General features: G+C 61.1%; 15 protein-coding genes. All 15 read left to right on the top strand.

What is annotated here, in order from left to right:
- Window positions 1–101: 101 nt before the first annotated feature.
- The 15 genes from AC2CGI_RS04280 (at window position 102) to AC2CGI_RS04210 (ending at window position 17,793) form a co-directional block, all read left to right on the top strand.
- Window positions 102–2,654: a DUF2169 family type VI secretion system accessory protein gene (locus AC2CGI_RS04280; protein WP_076740729.1), complete on the top strand. Its 2,553-nt coding sequence runs from the start codon at window positions 102–104 to the stop codon at window positions 2,652–2,654.
- A complete protein-coding gene (locus AC2CGI_RS04275; RefSeq protein ID WP_076740728.1) occupies window positions 2,651–3,718 on the top strand; it encodes a pentapeptide repeat-containing protein in 1,068 nt (355 codons plus the stop codon). The genes AC2CGI_RS04280 and AC2CGI_RS04275 overlap by 4 nt, the downstream gene beginning before the upstream one ends.
- A gap of 30 nt (window positions 3,719–3,748) precedes the next feature.
- Window positions 3,749–4,384, top strand: coding sequence for a DUF3540 domain-containing protein (locus tag AC2CGI_RS04270; protein WP_015378275.1), 636 nt, complete (start codon window positions 3,749–3,751; stop codon window positions 4,382–4,384).
- A gap of 15 nt (window positions 4,385–4,399) precedes the next feature.
- Window positions 4,400–4,792, top strand: coding sequence for a DUF4150 domain-containing protein (locus tag AC2CGI_RS04265; RefSeq protein WP_004934933.1), 393 nt, complete (start codon window positions 4,400–4,402; stop codon window positions 4,790–4,792).
- Window positions 4,793–4,840: 48 nt separating this feature from the next.
- Window positions 4,841–5,341: a type VI secretion system accessory protein TagV gene (gene tagV, locus AC2CGI_RS04260; protein WP_015378276.1), complete on the top strand. Its 501-nt coding sequence runs from the start codon at window positions 4,841–4,843 to the stop codon at window positions 5,339–5,341.
- A gap of 29 nt (window positions 5,342–5,370) precedes the next feature.
- The gene (gene tssJ / locus AC2CGI_RS04255) at window positions 5,371–5,901 is read left to right on the top strand and encodes a type VI secretion system lipoprotein TssJ (RefSeq protein ID WP_015378277.1); all 531 of its coding nucleotides are present in this window, start codon (window positions 5,371–5,373) and stop codon (window positions 5,899–5,901) included.
- 40 nt (window positions 5,902–5,941) lie between these two features.
- Entirely contained in the window at window positions 5,942–7,288 is a 1,347-nt protein-coding gene (gene tssK, locus AC2CGI_RS04250) for a type VI secretion system baseplate subunit TssK (protein WP_031299754.1), read from the top strand.
- A gap of 21 nt (window positions 7,289–7,309) precedes the next feature.
- Window positions 7,310–8,512 carry a DotU family type VI secretion system protein gene (locus AC2CGI_RS04245; protein ID WP_004934945.1) on the top strand — a complete coding sequence of 401 codons (1,203 nt, stop codon included), beginning with the start codon at window positions 7,310–7,312 and terminating at the stop codon, window positions 8,510–8,512.
- Complete coding sequence (gene tssM / locus AC2CGI_RS04240) at window positions 8,512–12,147, top strand: type VI secretion system membrane subunit TssM (protein ID WP_015378280.1); 3,636 nt, start codon at window positions 8,512–8,514, stop codon at window positions 12,145–12,147. The genes AC2CGI_RS04245 and tssM overlap by 1 nt, the downstream gene beginning before the upstream one ends.
- 18 nt (window positions 12,148–12,165) lie before the next feature.
- On the top strand, window positions 12,166–12,885 hold the full coding sequence (gene tagF, locus AC2CGI_RS04235) for a type VI secretion system-associated protein TagF (RefSeq protein WP_004934950.1): 720 nt from the start codon (window positions 12,166–12,168) through the stop codon (window positions 12,883–12,885).
- A gap of 23 nt (window positions 12,886–12,908) precedes the next feature.
- Window positions 12,909–13,940 (top strand): type VI secretion system protein TssA, encoded by a 1,032-nt coding sequence (tssA, locus tag AC2CGI_RS04230; protein ID WP_076740727.1) that lies wholly within the window; start codon window positions 12,909–12,911, stop codon window positions 13,938–13,940.
- Between the two features lie 122 nt (window positions 13,941–14,062).
- A complete protein-coding gene (gene tssB / locus AC2CGI_RS04225; RefSeq protein WP_015378282.1) occupies window positions 14,063–14,599 on the top strand; it encodes a type VI secretion system contractile sheath small subunit in 537 nt (178 codons plus the stop codon).
- Window positions 14,600–14,602: 3 nt separating this feature from the next.
- A complete protein-coding gene (tssC, locus tag AC2CGI_RS04220) occupies window positions 14,603–16,108 on the top strand; it encodes a type VI secretion system contractile sheath large subunit (protein ID WP_004934958.1) in 1,506 nt (501 codons plus the stop codon).
- A gap of 304 nt (window positions 16,109–16,412) precedes the next feature.
- Complete coding sequence (locus tag AC2CGI_RS04215) at window positions 16,413–16,895, top strand: Hcp family type VI secretion system effector (RefSeq protein WP_004934962.1); 483 nt, start codon at window positions 16,413–16,415, stop codon at window positions 16,893–16,895.
- A gap of 67 nt (window positions 16,896–16,962) precedes the next feature.
- On the top strand, window positions 16,963–17,793 hold the full coding sequence (locus AC2CGI_RS04210) for a pesticin C-terminus-like muramidase (protein ID WP_484593934.1): 831 nt from the start codon (window positions 16,963–16,965) through the stop codon (window positions 17,791–17,793).
- Window positions 17,794–17,803: the final 10 nt, after the last annotated feature.

The raw sequence follows: 17,803 nt of genomic DNA, 5'->3' as shown, positions 1-17,803 counted from the left end.
TGTTGTGACATAGCCTGATATCTATTAAACCGAAAAACGGATTGTTTTTGAGCAAGCAGCCTGGCTGCCGGCTGATATCCACAGGAAGCTTTACACACACAATGAAAGTCGTAAAACCTCTGCGCCTCAGCGCGCTTCATCGTCCCTTCTCTTGGCAAGGGCAAAACCATCTGGGCGTTTCCGTTTTGGCCTTGGCCGACATGGGGGCAGCCCCGCGCCTGCGTCCCGAACCGGAGTTGTGGCAGTTGGCCGCCGACGAACTCACGTTGAGCGGCGGCGTGCTCGATTTGGCTATCCCAAAAGCCTGCGCGGAGTTTCTCGCCACCGGCAATGCCTACACCCATCATCAACAAGACAAAACCGCTTGCGCCGTGAAGATCCAGCTTGATTCGCTGGAAAAAACGCTGGTGGTTTTCGGCGATCGCCATTGGATCAACGATCGTCCCTCTACTCCCCTCCCTTTTTCAGAAATGCGTCTGGACTGGCGCCGGGCTTACGGCGGCGCACAGTTCGCCGATAATCCGCACGGCATCGGCGCCACCCCAGAAACATTTCCGCAAGGCCGCATCCATCGTCTACCCAATGTTGAACCCCTGCAGGGGCGCCTTGCGTCTTCTCGGCAAAGCGCGCAACCGGCAAGCTTTGACGCGTTGGATATCACCTGGCCGCGCCGCTTCTCCCGCATCGGCAAAAACTACGACGCCGACTGGTTGAAAAACGGCTTTCCCGGCTTCGCCAACGATATCGACTGGCGCCTGTTCAACATGGCGGAAAGCGATCAGCAGTTTCCTCAACGCGACAGCTTGCCGCCCCGGGCCGCCTATCGGATTTGGAACATGCACCCTTCAGAACCGGTGCAGCAAGGGCATTTGCCGCCGTGGCGCGCGCGCTGCTTCATCAACCGGCTGCGCGGCGGCGAAACGCATTTCGAAGAGATCGCGATGCGCCACACCACCGTCTGGTTCTTCCCCCATCGGGAACAGATGCTGCTGATTTATCAGGGCAGCGCACGCATCAATGAAGACGATGCCGCCGACGTGATGCAGCTGATGCCGGCCCTGGAAACCGAAGGCGAGCCCCGCTCCACCGCGCATTATCGGCAGGTATTGGCCCAGCGGCTGGATAAAGAACGGGGTGCTCTGCACGCTTTTCGTGAGCAAGAGTTGTTGCCGGAGGCGTGCATCGGCGCCTGGCTGGATACGGAAACGCCGACGCAGCAAAGCCCGATGGCGGAAAATATCGCCGCCTACGAGCACCAGCAACGCGAAGAGCATCGCCAGCGTCTGCTGCGCGAGGGGCAAGACATTGATGAACTTTTCCCGCACCCGTCGCAAGAGGCGCCGCCGAAGCTGGACCAGCTCGCCGAATTCGTCGAGCGTCTGGAAAGCCAGGCCGAGGCGCAGTATCAGGACATGCTCAAGCTGACGCAAGCCGAGGGTATCGATCCGCTCAATCCCGGTGGGGATCACGTGCCGCCATCCGGTGCGGAAAGCTACCAGCAGCAACGCGATCTGCTGTTCCAGGAGGCACGCCGGCATCCTGACGCATTTAGCGATAAACAGCGTGGGGAAAGCGAACGCGCGCTGCACCAAATGTATTTAATGTCGGCACAGGCGCAAAGCCCTGCACTGCGCCTGCGTGGCGATCTGGCGCAAATCATTCGCCAACGCGTCGCCGCCGCCATGCTGCGCGATAAGGATCTCAGCGGCCTGGATCTCACCGGCGCCGATCTGTCCGGCATGGATCTCTGCCAGGCTAACTTGCGCGGCGCTTTGCTGGAAAACGCCAATCTGCGCCAAACCCAATTGGTGGGTTGCGATCTTCGCGAGGCGATGTTGGCGCGCGCCGATCTCAGCGGCGCCGTCTTACAGCAGGCCGATTTGAGCCACGCCTCCTTAGCCCTGGCGAAATGTGAAGCGACGGATTTCGGCGGCGCGCAGTTGCACGAAACCAACATTCAGCAAACGTTGTTTCAACGCTGCGATTTCACGATGGCGTCGTTACGCGACTTGCTGGGATACGAAACCCTGCTCGGGCAGTGTGACTTCAACCGCGCCACGCTGGCCAACATTACGCTGATGGAGCTGCAACTGGAGCAGCTTACATTCAGCCACGCCCGGCTCGACAAAGTCAGCTTCGTCAAATGCCGGCTGCTGGCGGTGAACTTCGATCGGGCGCGGCTAGAGAGCTGCGCCTGGGTTGATACCGAGACGCAAAGCCTCAGCTTCCGCGCCGCACGCCTCACCGCCTGCGCCTTCGCGGCAAAGACGCTGTTGCCGCAGGCGGATTTCGGCGACGCGACGCTGAACCAGTGCAATTTGCGCCAGATGCCGTTGCAGCGGGCTAATTTCAGCCGTGCGCGCCTCGACAACTGCGACCTGTCGGAAGCCCGGCTGAACGAGGCCGATTTCCGTCAGGCCAACGGCAGCGGCAGCCTGTTCATTCGCTGCGATCTGTCCCAGGCCAACCTGCGCGACGCCAATTTCATCGCGGCGATCCTGCAAAAATGCGTGCTGTCAGGCGCCGACCTGCAGGGCACCAATCTGTTCCGGGCCGATTTGTCGCAGTCGCAAGTGGATCAGGCGACCCGGCTCGACGGTGCCTATACCGCCAGGGTGAAAACCTTGCCTCGCCACAACGGGAAGGAAGTATGACGTCAAAACCTGAGCAGATACGCCAGCGCGTGAAACGCGGCGAGCTGATTGCCGGTGAGGATTTGCACGGCCTGTCATTCGCCGGTATGGATTTGGCCGGCGGCATGTTCAACGAACTGAACCTGAACGGCGTGAACTTCTCCGATTGCGATCTGCGCGACAGCGTCTTCAGCGATTGTCGGCTCGAACACGCTCAATTTGCGCGGGCGAACCTGAAGCAAACGGCCTTCAATCAGTGCGCCATGGCGGGCGGCCGCTTCAGCGAGAGCCATATCGAACTGACGATGTTCAACGACTGCCGGCTTGAACAGAGCGACTTTAGCCGGCTGTCGCTCAACCAAAGCCACTGGATGTCATGCCAATTGGCCGGCGCGAATTTTTCCGCCACTCAGCACGATCGCACCACCTTTTACGAAAGCCCGCTCGACGGCGCAGATTTAAGCCATACGAGGCTGTCACTTGTCACGTTCTTTCGATTAAATCTCTGTGAAACAAGGTTTGAAGGGGTTGATTTCGACCGCGTCACGTTTTTCGAATGTGATCACCGCGGCAAAAGTTACGCCGGGCAGCGTCTCATCGCCTGCCAGTTTACCGATAACCAACTGGACGACGTCGATTTCAGCCAGGCGACGTTGCGTCAAAGCAACTTCAAGGGCGCTTCGCTGCTGCGCGCCAATCTGACGGGCGTGCAAGCGCAGCAGTCACTGTGGCTGGAGGCCAATCTGACCCACGCGCAGTGCCGCAGCGGGCAGTTCGATCAGGCGATCTTCAGCGAAGCGACGCTGGACGCCGCCAACTTTAGCCAGGCGCGCCTGTATCAATGCGTGTTCCAGCGCAGCCGCGCGGCGCGCTGTGATTTCAGCGACAGCGACCTGACCTACGCCGACTTCTGTTACGCCGACATCGGCGCCGCCGATTTCCGGCGCGCGCGTTTTATGCGCACCCGCATGCACCGCGCCCACCAGCAGCAAACGCGCTGGGGCGATCGCAGCGGGATCCTCGAGCGCGACGAAGAACTGTACGCCGCCGAAACCTGGAGCGCACAGCGCCAGAGCCGAATCTGAATGCATTGACCACTTCACGAGGGGATCACCATGAGCGTTGCCAACACAACTCGCGCCGTCAACATCGCACCGCCCCAGCAGGCCGCCGGCCAGGTCGTCAACCTGTTGCCGGACGGCAGCCTGGTGGTGGAGTGCGAAGGCCGCGGCTGGCATTGCCGCCGGGCGGCGAGCTGCCTGCTGACGCCGGCCCTCGGCGATAACGTGCTGGTCGCCGGCTGCGGCCATCAGCTGTGGGCGATCGCCGTCCTTGAGCGCGCAGAGCCGCAAAGCGCGGCGCGGCTCTGCGTCGCAGGCGATCTGCACATTGAAACGCCGAACGGCTCTCTGTCGCTGCACGGCGCGCAGGCGCTGAACCTGAGCGGCGACGCCATGACGTTGCAAGCGAACAGCGGCGACTGCCACGTCGACAAGATGAAATACAGCGGCGAAGAGCTGTCGGCCTTCGTCAGCCTCAGCCGCCTGGTCGGCAAACGCTGCGAGTCGCTGTGGCATTCGGTCAGCCAGATCAGCCATTCGCTGTTCCGCAAAGTGCGCCAGACCGAGCACGTGCGCGCCGGGCAGCTGGATTACCAGGCGGAAGATTACGCCCGCATTCATGCGCGCAACACGCTGATTACCTCGAAAGACATCACCAAGCTGGATTCGGAACAAATCCACGTCGGATAACCTGCGGAGGCCTTTATGTTTGCCAACAGCCAAATGATCGGCGTGGACCTGGCGTTTCCCGACGTCTGTCTGACGCCAAGCCCGGCGCCGGTGCCCGTGCCTTACCCGGATATCGCCCTGGCGCCGACCGCCATCCCGAATGCGTTCAACATTCTGTTCGTCGGCACCCCGGCACACAACATGGCGACGGTGACGCCCCTGACCAACGGCGACAACCCCGGCGTGGCCACCGGCGTCGCTTCCGGCACGGTGATGGGGCCGTCCCGCCACCTGACCGGCGCCTTTACCGTGCTGCTCAAAGGCACCCCGGCCACCCGGTTGACCAGCCTCAGCCTGCAGAATTCCACCAACGCGCTCGGCATGCGCATCGTGCCGAGCCAATTAAAAGTGTTGCTGCTTGCGCCCTGATGACGGCGCCTTATTACACAGCCATTCAATCAAGAAAAAGAGGACATTGTGAAAACACGGATTACCCTGACGCTGCTGACCGCCCTGATGCTTGCCGGTTGCTCCACCCCGCCGCCACCGCCGCCGGCGCTCAATAACGACGCCATCGTCAGCAGTGAAGTCAATGGCGTCACGCTAAAGCACCGCGCCGCGGTGAGCGCGCCGAAACAGTTCAAGCCGATCGGTGAGGAATACCGCAGCCTGTACGCCGCCAGCATCATGAGCAGCCCCGATTATACCGGCACCGCCGTCGGCAGCCTGGACAACGCCGCCGCGTTCTACGCGCTGGGCGAAGTGGAGAACAACTGGCTGGCGATCTCCGCCATTCGCGGCGGCGACCTGGTGGGTTATATCCAGGCCAACGCCGGCGTGCCGGAAGCGCGCTACAAATCAACGCTGCGCAAAGATCTGCCGCGCCGCGCGCGCGCCGCCAAACAGGACTGCGTCAAAGTCGGCGGCGACAGCAAGGCGTGTAAAAACGCCGGCTCAGCCACCTGGATCCTCCAGTAGTCAGTACGCCTGCGGGCGACGAGATTCCCATGATGACGACCCCTATCGCTTCCCGCTGGTGCGGGATGCTGTTTCTGCTGCTGGGCGCGTTGGCGCTCGGCGGTTGCATGTCTTCCGCCAAAAGCGTGCCGTCGCGCTACAGCCTGGTGTTCGATGCCGATCGCCAGGTCAACGCCGCCGCCGGCGCGCAACCGGCGCCGATAAAAATTCGCGTGCTGCTGCTGCGTTCGGATGCGGAATTCATGGATGCCGACTTCTTCAGTCTGCAAAACGACGCCAAAAGCGTGCTCGGCAATAGCCTGCTGGACAGCGATCAGTTCTTCCTGACGCCGGGCCAGACCGGCAAGACGCTCGGCGGGCAAAGCGCATTGGACGCACGTTACATCGGCGTGATCGCCGAGTATCAAAACCTGGACGGCAAGGCCTGGCGCATTTCGCTGCCGCTGCCGGAGCCCACCGAAACCAATTTCTACAAGGTATGGCAATTCTCGCCGGATGAGCTGGAAGCGCATATCGTCGCGGGCGTGAATGGCCTGCGCCCCGTAAAAAAGGTCGACTGATCTACCGCTGCGCTGAAGCGAAGTAACTATAGGTGTGATGATGAAAGATGCTCATAAGGTTGTCTGGACTGAGGGGATGTTTTTACGCCCTCACCATTTCCAGCAGGCGGAAAACTATCTCGAAGGCTATATGCGCAACTGGGGCCAGGCCCACAGCGGCTGTTTCTGGGGGTTCCTGACCCTGGATCTGGACCAAACGCTGCTGCGCCAGGGCAAGATTGCGCTCAACGCCGCCAGCGGCATCATGCCGGACGGCACGCCGTTTCGCTTTGCCGGTGCCCAGCAGGCGCCCGCGCCGCTGAGCATCGCCGAAAACAAGACCGGTGAAAACGTGGTGCTGGCCCTGCCGACTTACCGCGCAGGGCGTGAAGACGTGATCTTTCAGGAAAGCCCGGAAGCGCTGGCGCGCTATCTGGCCTACGAGAACGAAGTCGACGATCTCAACGCCGTCTCGGTGGGCAGCGCGGCGCTGCAGTTCGGCCGCCTGCGCCTGCGGCTGATGCTGGAGAGCGAGCTGAACGCCGAATGGACGGCGCTCGGCGTCACCCGCGTGCTGGAAAAGCGCGGCGACAACAGCCTGCGTCTCGATACGGCGCAAATCCCGCCGATGCTGAACTGTCAGAGCAACCCGGTACTGAAGACCTTCATCAACGATCTGCAGGGCCTGCTGCAACAGCGCAGCCAGCAGATGAGTCAACGCCTGCTGCAGCCGGGCCGCGGCGGCAGTTCCGAAATGGTCGATTTCATGCTGCTGCAGCTGATCAACCGCCATCTCGGTCAGGTGAGCCATGCCTACCACCTCGACCATCTGCACCCGGAGCGCCTGTTCGCCGATTGGCTGCAGTTCGCCACCGAACTCGCCAGCTTCTCGGCGCAGCGCACCCCGGAAGGCCGCCTGCCGGTGTACGACCACGACAACCTGGCGCTGTGCTTCGGTAAGCTGATGCTGTTGCTGCGTCAAGGATTGTCAGTGGTGCTGGAAGACAACGCCATTCAGCTGACGCTGGTCGAACGATCCCACGGGTTGAACGTCGCCACCGTGCAGGACACCAAAATGATGCGCGACTTCGGTTTCGTCTTGGCAGTGCGCGCCGACGTGGCCGCCGAGGTGTTGCTGACCCACTTCCCGGCGCAAATGAAGATCGCCCCGGTCACGCGCATCCGCGATCTGGTGCAGCTGCAGCTGCCGGGCATCGGTCTGCGCACCATGCCCGTCGCGCCGCGCCAGATCCCTTATCACGCCGGCTATACCTATTTCGAGCTGGAAAAAGGCGGCGACCTGTGGAAACAGATGGAAAAATCCAGCGCCTTCGCCCTGCATCTGGCCGGCGAGTTCCCGGGGCTGGACATGGAATTTTGGGCGATTCGCAGCCATACGGACCGGTAACCTATGACTCAGGAAAATAGCATGGCGCCGGCGGCCAATCCGCTGGTGGACGCCGCCAACCCGCTGCTGAACGCCATTTCGCAGATCCGCCAGTCGGCCACGCACGCCAACCCGGCGCAGCTGCGCCAACAGCTGATCGACGAAATGCGCCGCTTCGAGATCCGCGGCCAACGCGCCAATCTGCCGTACGAAGTGATCATCGGCGCGCGTTATTGCCTGTGCACCGCGCTGGATGAAGCGGCGGCGCTGACCCCGTGGGGCAGCAACAGCGTGTGGTCCGGCAGCGGGCTGCTGGTGACCTTCCATAACGAAACCTGGGGCGGCGAAAAGTTTTTCCAGCTGCTGGCCAAGCTGTCGCAGAGTCCGCGTGAGCACATCAACCTGCTGGAACTGATCAATTATTGCCTGCTGCTGGGCTTTGAAGGCCGCTATCGGGTGATGGAAAACGGCCGTTCTCAGCTGGAAACCATGAAACAGCGCTTGCTGCAGCTGATCCGGACGGTGCGCGGCGGCTACGCCCCTCCCCTGTCGCCTCATGCGTTGGATCTGCCGGTACAGCAAAAACTGTGGCGCCCGCTGGTGCCGCTGTGGGCCTGCGTGGCGCTGACCGGCTTCCTGGCTTCGCTGCTGTTCATCGCCCTCAACTGGCGGCTGGGCGACAACACCAGCCCGGTGCTGGCGGCGATTTACCAAACCAATCTGCCGCAGGTGGCGATCGGTAACCCGGCGCCGGCCGCGCCGCCGACGCTGAGCCTGAAAAGCTTCCTGCGCAAAGAGATCGCCGAAGGGCTGGTGGTGGTGCGCGACGAAGCGCAGCAAAGCGTGGTGATCCTAAAAGGCGACGGGCTGTTCGACTCCGCCGCCACCACGGTGCGCGCCAACTATATCCCGGTCATCGACCGCATCGCCGCCGCCATGAACGGCGTCAGCGGCAAGATCCTGGTCACCGGCTACAGCGACAACCTGCCGATCCGCAGCGCCCGTTTCGCCTCCAACTGGGAGCTGTCGCTGGCGCGCGCCGAAGCGGTCAGCGCCCGCTTGCAAAAACACCTCGCCAACCCGCAGCGGGTCAAGGCCGAGGGCCGCGGCGAGAGCAACCCCGTCGCGCCGAACGATAACAAAGTGAACCGCGCGTTGAACCGCCGGGTAGAAATTACGCTGTTGGTCGCCCCGGAAAACACCCAGGCGGAAATCAACGGCTTGCCGCAAGGAACCGGAAAGTAATGCTCAGTACGTTATTCTCCATCATCACCAGCCGCCTGCTGTGGGGCTTTGTCGGCATTACCGCGCTGGCGTTCATCATCTGGATGATCGGCCCGCTGGTGGCCATCGGCGACTATCGCCCGCTGGAGCCGGAACTCAACCGCCAGATCGCCATTGGCGTCATCTACCTGATCTGGTTCCTGTGCCGCCTGATCCCGCGCCTCTACAGCGCCTGGTTCAACAGCCGCCTGCTGAGCAACCTGCGCGCCGCCGAAACGGTGCCGGCGGAAGACGGCAAGCCCGAGGTTAAACAAGACGATCAGCTGGCGCAGCGCTTCGACGAAGCGGCGCAGCTGCTGAAAAAGGCGCGCTTCGCCCCGGGCCAGGGCGACGGCAAACACCGCTGGATGACCCGCTTTAGCCGCCAATACCTGTACCAACTGCCGTGGTATGTGATCATCGGCGCGCCCGGCGCCGGCAAGACCACCGCGCTGGTCAATTCCGGCCTGCACTTCCCGCTGGCGGATCGCTTCGGCAAATCCGCGCTGCGCGGCGTGGGCGGCACCCGCAACTGCGACTGGTGGTTTACCAACGACGCCGTGTTGCTCGACACCGCCGGCCGCTACACCACCCAGGAAAGCCAGCGCGAAGAAGACGCCGGCGAATGGCAAAGCTTCGTCGCGCTGCTGAAAAAATATCGCACCCGCCAGCCAATCAACGGCGTGATGGTCACCATCAGCGTCGCCGATCTGCTGAGCGACAGCGCCGAAGCGCGCGCCGCCCAGGCCAGCGCGCTGCGCAAACGCCTGATCGAACTGCACGAACAGCTGGGCATTCACTTCCCGGTCTATGTGCTGGTGACCAAAACCGACCTGCTCAACGGCTTTATGGCCTATTTCGGCAGCTTCGACAAAGCGCAGCGCGACCAGATCTGGGGATTCACCTTCCCTTACGAACGCTCGCGGCAGCCGGACTTCAACCTGAACGCCGCCTTCGAACAGCAATATGCCCTGCTGCAACAACGGCTGGATGCGGCGCTGCCGGATACGCTGCTGATGGAGCACGACGCGCGCCAACGCGCCGAAAGCTATCTGTTCCCGCAGGAATTCGCCGCGCTGCGCCCGCTGCTCGGCCACTATCTGGAACAGGTGTTCGCCACCTCCAGTTTTGAAACCCGCTTTACCCCGCGCGGCATCTATTTCACCAGCGGCACCCAAGAGGGGCTGCCGTTCGACCGGGTGATGGGCGAACTGAACCGCTACCTGCAGCTGCCGACGGCCAACTCAGGGGCGCAGGCCAACGCGGCCTGGGACAGCGTGGGCCAGGAAACGCCGATCCCGGCGGCCAAGGGCCAGAGCTTCTTCCTGAAAGAGACGCTGGAATCGGTGATCTTCCAGGAGTCTGGGCTGGCGGGCAGCAACCGCTGGTGGGAATACCGCAACCGCGCCCTGCACTGGGCGGGTTACATCGCGCTGGCGGTGGTCCTGGCGGTGCTGGCGATGCTCTGGTTCACCAGCTACGGCAACAACAAGGCCTACCTGGCGGAAGTGGCCGCCAAGGTGCCCGGCGTCGAGCGCCAGGGGCAAAACCTGACGCAGGTGGGCAACGGCGACATGTTCTCGCTGCTGCCGTTCCTCAACAGCCTGCTGCACCTGCCGGACAGCCAGAACTTTTCGCTGGACGATCCGCCGTTCACTTACCGCATGGGGCTGTTCCGCGGCGATCAGGTCGGTGACGCCGGCAATGCCCTGTATCAAAAAGCGCTGAAAGAGCTGCTGCTGCCGCAGGTGGCGCAACAGATCGCCACCACGCTGCGCAACGATAACCACGGCGACGCGGACTTCAGCTATGAAGCTTTGAAGGCCTACCAGATGCTGTATCTGCCGAAGCAGTACGACGGCAAATTCCTGCGCGCCTGGGTGATGCTCAACCTGCAGCGCAACCTGCCGCAGGGCAGCACCCAAAAACAGCTGCAACAGATCGAATGGCACCTGAGCCAACTGCTGGATGCGCAGATCCAGGCCTCGCCCTACGCCAAAGATGAACAGCTGGTGGCGCAGGCGCAGGCCGCCATCAATCGGGCGCCGCTGTCGCAGCGCGTCTATGGCCGCCTCAAGCGCTTGCTGCTGAAACAGACCGACATCAAGCCGGTCAGCCTGGTCGATTTGGCCGGCCCGCAGACCGAGCTGGCGTTCAGCCGCAAAAGCGGCAAACCGGTCACCGACGGCGTGCCGGGCCTGTTCACCTCGCAAGGGTACTGGAAAGCGTTCAACGACAACATCGATCCGGTGACCGATACCCTGCGCAAGGAAGACGTCTGGGTGTTGAACAGCCAGACGCCGGAGCAGAAGAGCGCCGATTTGACCAAGACCATCCGCCAGCTGTACATGCAGGATTTCATCAGCGCCTGGGATGAGCTGCTGGGGGATATCCAACTGGCCAACATCGGCAACCTGACCCAACGCATCAGCAGCGCGCGCCTGCTGTCAGGCAACCCGTCGCCGATGCGCAACCTGCTGGTCAACGTCAGCAAAAACGTCACCCTGCGCGACGAGAAAAGCGACGCCGATTCCCGCTCGCTGCTGGCCAAAACCGAAGACAGGCTGAATCAAAACGCCAACCGCACGCTGGAGGCGCTGTTCACCAACCGGCCGGCCAACGCCGACGGCGACGTGTCGGCCCAGCCGGAACAGCTGGTGATGGCGCACTTCGCGCCGCTGCTGGAGCTGGCGCAAAGCCAGGGCGAAGGCAATAAGGCGATCCCTTTCGACAGCGTGCTGAAACAGGTCGATGAGCTGTACAGCTACCTGACGGCGGTGCAAGGCGCGGCCAACAGCGGCATGTCGGCGCCGCCGAGCGACATCATCCCGCGCCTGCAGGCCGAGTCCGGCCGCTTGCCGGTGCCGTTCAAACAGATGCTGCTGTCGCTGGCGATCGGCGCCAGCAGCGACACCCAGCGCAAAGAGATGGAGAACGTGAAAAAGCGCATCAGCTTCGAGGTCGGCAGCTTCTGCCGCCAGGCGATCGCCGGGCGTTATCCGCTGGTGGCCCGGGCGCGCCAGGAAGTGACGCCGGACGATTTGGCGCGCATGTTCGCGCCGAACAGCGGGCTGATGGACAGCTTCTTCCGCGACAACCTGCAGGGCAAGGTCGACACTACCCGCGCCAACTGGCGCTTTACCCCCGGCGTGGACGGCAAGACGCTGCCCGGCGGCGAAGGCATCTTGCGTTCGTTCCAGCAGGCGCAGCGCATCCGCGACGCCTTCTTCGCCAACGGTACCGCGACGCCCTCGTACCGCGTGACCGTGCGGCCGGTGCGGATGGATAACGACATCCTCAACCTGACGCTGGATATCGACGGGCAACTGTTCAAATACAGCCACGGTCCGCAGGTGCCGCTGGTGGTCAGCTGGCCGGGCACCCGCAATACCAACCAGGTGCATCTGCAGCTGGCGCTGGCCAACGGCACCACCGCCAGCCTGGTGACCAGCGGGCCGTGGGCGCTGAACCGCCTGGTGGATATGGCGCAGTCTTCGGGCACCGGCGGCCTCGGCCGTCAGGCGACGTTCAATCTCGACGGCCACCGCGTCACGCTGGAGTTCACGCCCAACAGCATTCGCAATCCGTTCCAACTGCCGGCCTTCTCGTGCCCGTAGCCCCGAAAGGACATGACCATGAGCACTGATTCAAGCGCCCCGACGAGCATCGGCTGGTACGGCAAACTTCCTTCCGCCGGTGACTTCCTGCAACGCCGTTTGCCTGACCCGGTGATCAACAACTGGGCCCACTGGTTCCATAACGGGCTGGTGAATTTGCAGCGCGATGCGCAGGGGCCAAACGATCACCCGTTCAGCAACGCGCCGGTGTGGAACTTCGTGATCCCCGCCACGCTCGGCAGCCAGTACGTGCAGATGGGCTGCCTGTTGCCGGCGCGCGACCGCGTCGGGCGGCGTTACCCCATCTGCGCGCTGCGCCTGTTCAGCCAACAGGATTGGCGCCCGCAACAGCTGAACATGGCGGCGAGCTGGTACCAACAGCTCGGCCATACCCTGCTGAACGGCGTGCGCAACGGCTTCTCCGCCGAACAGATCGACCGCACGCTGCAGGCGATCCCGGCGCTGCCCAGCCCGCCGGCGGAAGCGGACTCCGAGATATTGTCGATTATCGGGTTCCAGCATCCGGACGTACCGGGCCTCGGCTGGCAACAGGCCGCCGACTGTTTCGATCCGGCGCAGTACACCAGCTTTTGGTGGACCAATCAGGCCGACGGACACCCGCTCTACACCCACGTGCACAGCGGCAACCTCACCGTGCAGCTGTTTTCACTGCTGTTCGAGCCCAACGGCTGGGCGCGCCCCGGCCGCGGCGGCCAGTACCCGCAAATGTTTGATTAACATCGCTCGTTGAAGGAAATTTTATGGCTATCGACACCGATACCCTGCTGGCCCCGGTTGACGCGGACACGCCCTGCGGCGACAACCTGGAATACGACGCCGACTTTCTGGCCATGGCACGCGCCGCCACCGGCAAAGCCGAACAGCAATTCGGCAGCACCATCATTCCGGAAGAAGCGCCGGATTGGGTGCAGGTCGAGCGTCTCGCAAGCTCGCTGCTGGCGCGCACCAAAGACCTGCGCGTCATGCTGTATCTCACCCGCGCCTGGACCCAGCTGCGCGGATTGCCGGGCTATGCCGACGGGCTGACGCTGATCCACCAGGCGATACTCCGCTACTGGGATGCCCTGCAGCCGCCGCTGGAGTTCGACGGCGAGGCCGACCCGCTGTTTCGCATCAACGCGCTGGCCGACCTTGGCGACAAGGCCGCGCTGGCCGCCAGCGTGCGCGCCGCGTCGCTGCTGAAAAGCGCCGCCGGTGAAATCTCGTTGCGCGATGCCGGCGCCCTGCTCGACGGCAGCAAGCAAGAGTGCCCCAACTTTCCCGGCGGCCGCGCACGGCTGCAGGATGAACTGGCGCAGCAGGATCGCCCCGAAGGCGCGCTGGTGATGCACATCGCCAACACCCTGGCCGCCATCCGCAGCGAAGTGACCCGCCATCTGGGTGAAAGCGCGCTGCCGGAAATGAGCGCGCTGACCAAGGTCTTTTCGTTGGTGGCGCTCGCCGGCCAGAGCGAGCCCCCGGCCGCCACCGAAGCGGACGCCACACAGGAAACCGCCGCTGAGCAACCACCGGCCGCCGTGCAGAGCGCCTCTGCCCCACTCAACTGGCGCAGCGCGCAGATCCAGTCGCGCGACGACGCCCAGCTGATGCTGGACAAGGTGAAAAACTATTTTCGTCTTCATGAGCCAAGCCACCCGGCGCCGCTGATGATCGATCGGGTCCAGCGGCTGATTGCGCTGGACTTTATGCAAATCGTCCGCGATTTGGCGCCCGATGGGCTTAACCAACTGGAGACCATTCTCGGTCGCCCCGACCACGAGGAGAACAGCTAGCCGCCGACTTTTGTTCTCTTGACGACACCCGATACCGTCTGCCCCTGCGCAGACCCGAATCAGAACCTGACTCTCCCAGCCGGACGAGGCGCGTTCCCAATCGCCATTAGATGGAGTAAATCATGTCAAACTCGAAATCCCGCAGCGGGCAGAAATTCATCGCCCGCAACCGCGCGCCGCGCGTACAGATTGAATACGATGTCGAAATTTATGGCGCAGAGCGCAAAATCCAGCTGCCGTTCGTGATGGGCGTGATGGCGGATCTGGTGGGGAAAGCGGTCGATCCGCAAGCCAGCGTGGAAGAGCGCAAGTTCATGGAAATCGACGTCGACAACTTCGACGAGCGCATGAAATCGCTGAAGCCGCGCGTCGCTTACCAGGTTGACAATACCCTGACCGGCGAAGGCAAGCTGAACATCGATCTGACCTTCGAAAGCATGGAAGACTTCTCCCCCGCCGCTATCGCCCGCAAGGTCGACGCGCTGGACAATCTGCTGGACGCCCGCACCCAGCTTTCCAACCTGCTGTCCTACATGGACGGCAAGAACGGCGCCGAGGAGCTGATCTCCAAGATCCTGCAAAACCCGGCGCTGCTGAAATCCCTGACCGACGCGCCGAAGCCGGCGGTTAACGATGACAACAACGAGCGTGAGGATTAATCGATGAGCAACTCGCCTCAGCAACAGAATGCGTTGCAAACCACCGAGACTTTTTCCAGCGATGAGTTCAGCGCGCTGTTGAACAAAGAGTTCCGGCCGAAGACCGATCAGGCCAAAGAAGCGGTCGAGAACGCGGTGAAAACGCTGGCGCAGCAGGCGCTGGAAAATACCGTCACCGTTTCTTCCGACGCCTACCGCACCATCCAGGCGCTGATCGCGGAAATCGACGAAAAGCTGTCGCAGCAGATCAACCAGATCATTCACCACGACGATTTCCAGAAGCTGGAAGGCGCGTGGCACGGCCTGCACTACCTGGTCAACAACTCTGAAACCGACGAGATGCTGAAGATCCGTTTCATGAGCATTTCCAAGCAGGAGTTGGGCCGCACGCTGAAGCGTTATAAAGGCGTGGGCTGGGATCAGAGCCCGATCTTCAAGAAAATCTACGAAGAAGAGTATGGCCAGTTCGGCGGCGAGCCGTTCGGCTGCCTGGTGGGCGACTACTACTTCGATCACAGCCCGCAGGACGTGGAGCTGCTGGGCGAAATGGCCAAGATCGGCGCCGCCTCGCACTGCCCGTTCATCGCCGGCACCGCGCCAAGCGTGATGCAGATGGAGTCCTGGCAGGAGCTCTCCAACCCGCGCGATCTGACCAAGATTTTCCAGAACACCGAATACGCCGCCTGGCGCAGCCTGCGCGAATCGGAAGACGCGCGCTACCTGGGCCTGGTGATGCCGCGCTTCCTGGCGCGCCTGCCGTATGGCATCCGCACCAATCCGGTGGACGAGTTTGACTTCGAAGAAGATACCGACGGCGCGACCCACGGCAACTACACCTGGACCAACGCCGCCTACGCCATGGCCGCCAACATCAACCGTTCGTTCAAAGAGTTCGGCTGGTGCACCGCCATTCGCGGGGTGGAATCCGGCGGCGCGGTGGAGAACCTGCCGTGCCATACCTTCCCGAGCGACGACGGCGGCGTGGACATGAAGTGCCCGACCGAGATCGCCATCAGCGATCGTCGCGAAGCCGAGCTGGCCAAAAATGGCTTTATGCCGCTGGTGCACCGCAAAAACTCCGACTTCGCCGCCTTTATCGGCGCGCAGTCGCTGCAGAAGCCGGCGGAATATTACGATGCCGACGCCTCTGCCAACGCCCAGCTTTCCGCGCGCCTGCCGTACCTGTTCGCCTGCTGCCGCTTCGCGCATTACCTGAAGTGCATCGTGCGCGACAAAATTGGCTCCTTCCGCGAGCGCGACGACATGGAGCGCTGGCTGAACGACTGGATCATGAACTACGTGGACGGCGATCCGGCCAACTCCTCGCAGGAAACCAAGTCGCGCAAACCGCTGGCCGCGGCGGAAGTGCAGGTGGAAGAGATCGAAGACAACCCGGGCTACTACAGCGCCAAGTTCTTCCTGCGCCCGCACTACCAGCTGGAAGGCCTGACCGTCTCCCTGCGCCTGGTGTCGAAGCTGCCTTCGCTGAAACAAAACGACGCGTCCTGATGGACTGAAGTCAGGCCGCGGTAGTGCGGCCTGGCTGATGTATCAACCTCATCGTCAGCCTATCGCAGAAAACCCGGATCGCATGTGGAACCAAGATAACGCGAAATAATTAAGCATTGAGCCATTAGCACTTAATAGTGGCTCGGTAACCCGTACCGATAGTTTTCGGTATTTAAGAAGGTGCATGGCACAAGGATATAAATTGGTAATGCATTACCACACTTGCAATTCCTGCTGCTATTACCTGAGTTTTTCAACGTAACGTTAATACTACTGTTAACCCTTAATAAAGAGTGAAGAAACTATGGCTATTGATATGTTCCTGAAAGTTGAAGGTGCCAGCGGCGAATCCAAAGATTCGAATCACAAAGGCTGGACCGACATTACTTCTTTCTCCTGGGGCGCCTCTCAACCAGGCAATATGGGCGTTGGCGGCGGCGGTGGCGCCGGTAAAGTGTGCTTCAACGATCTGCACGTCAACGCGCTGATCGACAAGTCAACCCCGGCCTTGCTGAAACACTGCTCAAGCGGCAAACACCTGACCAAGATTGAGCTGTCGGTTTGCAAGGCGGGCGGCACCCAGGTTGAATACGCAAAAATCACTCTGGAAGACGTGCTGGTCACCGCCGTGCAGTACACCGGTGCAGGCGGCGAAGACACCGTGGGCGTCACCTACTCCTTCCAGGCGGCGAAAGTGAAACAGCAGTACTGGGAGCAGAGCGACAAAGGCGGCAAAGGCGCCGAAAGCAGCGCAGGTTGGAACATCAAGGAAAACCGCGAAGCTTAATTGTTATACAACCTCCCCATTATGGGGAGGTTGGTTTGGCAAGCGATGTTTTTTAGATAAGGAAATCATGATGAAAGCGATTAGAAAAGGTGACAGAGGAAATCACGTAAAATCATTGCAAGAATTGCTTAATAAACAGGGGGCTATTCTTAACTCTGATGGCATATTCGGTCTAAAGACTGAATTAGCAGTAAAAAAAGTGCAACGTAAAAAAGGTCTGCATGTTGACGGCATCGCTGGTCGAAAAACATTCTTAGCCCTGGGTTCACACGTCGAAACTCAAGCACCACAACCTCCTATCGGTGGTAGTGCAGGTCGTCAAGGTCCCGGAGCTATGGGCATTTCACAAAGCGGTTTAAGGTTTATCTTTAACATTGAAGCATGGCGCGGAGTAAGTAACCACCTACATTGGCCTGGCGGTGCAAGCGGGGTCACTCTGGGGCCGGGTTATGATATGAAAGCTCGCTCTATAGAATCAATAAAAAATACCATGATCGCGATTGGATTAGACAACGCAACTGCAGATAAAATCAGTGCAGCCGCCGGGTTACATCATCAGCAAGCTAAAGACTTCGCGAAAGAAAATCACAATTTAGTGGTTTTAACCGACACACAGGAAACGGAACTACTTAAATTTATAGTACCTGCCTATGAAAGAGCTGTTAGGAATAAAATTCTTGTTCCACTCACACAACAAGAGTTTGATGCGTTAGTCTCCTTTGCTTATAATCCAGGTGGTCGACTCAACAACGTCGCAGCATTCATTAATCAGAGCAAAATATCTGATGCAATGACAGAAATAAAACGTGCCATTACCTCAGGTGGAAAAGTGATGAAAGGGCTGATAAACAGAAGAAATTACGAAGTCGAGCTCTATTTAAATGGAAACTATCGCTAAGGAATTCGCC

The sequence above is a fragment of the Serratia sp. LSHTC3 genome (assembly GCF_057197125.1).
Note: the sequence above shows the minus strand (reverse complement) of the source record. Positions and strands in the feature narration are given on the sequence as shown.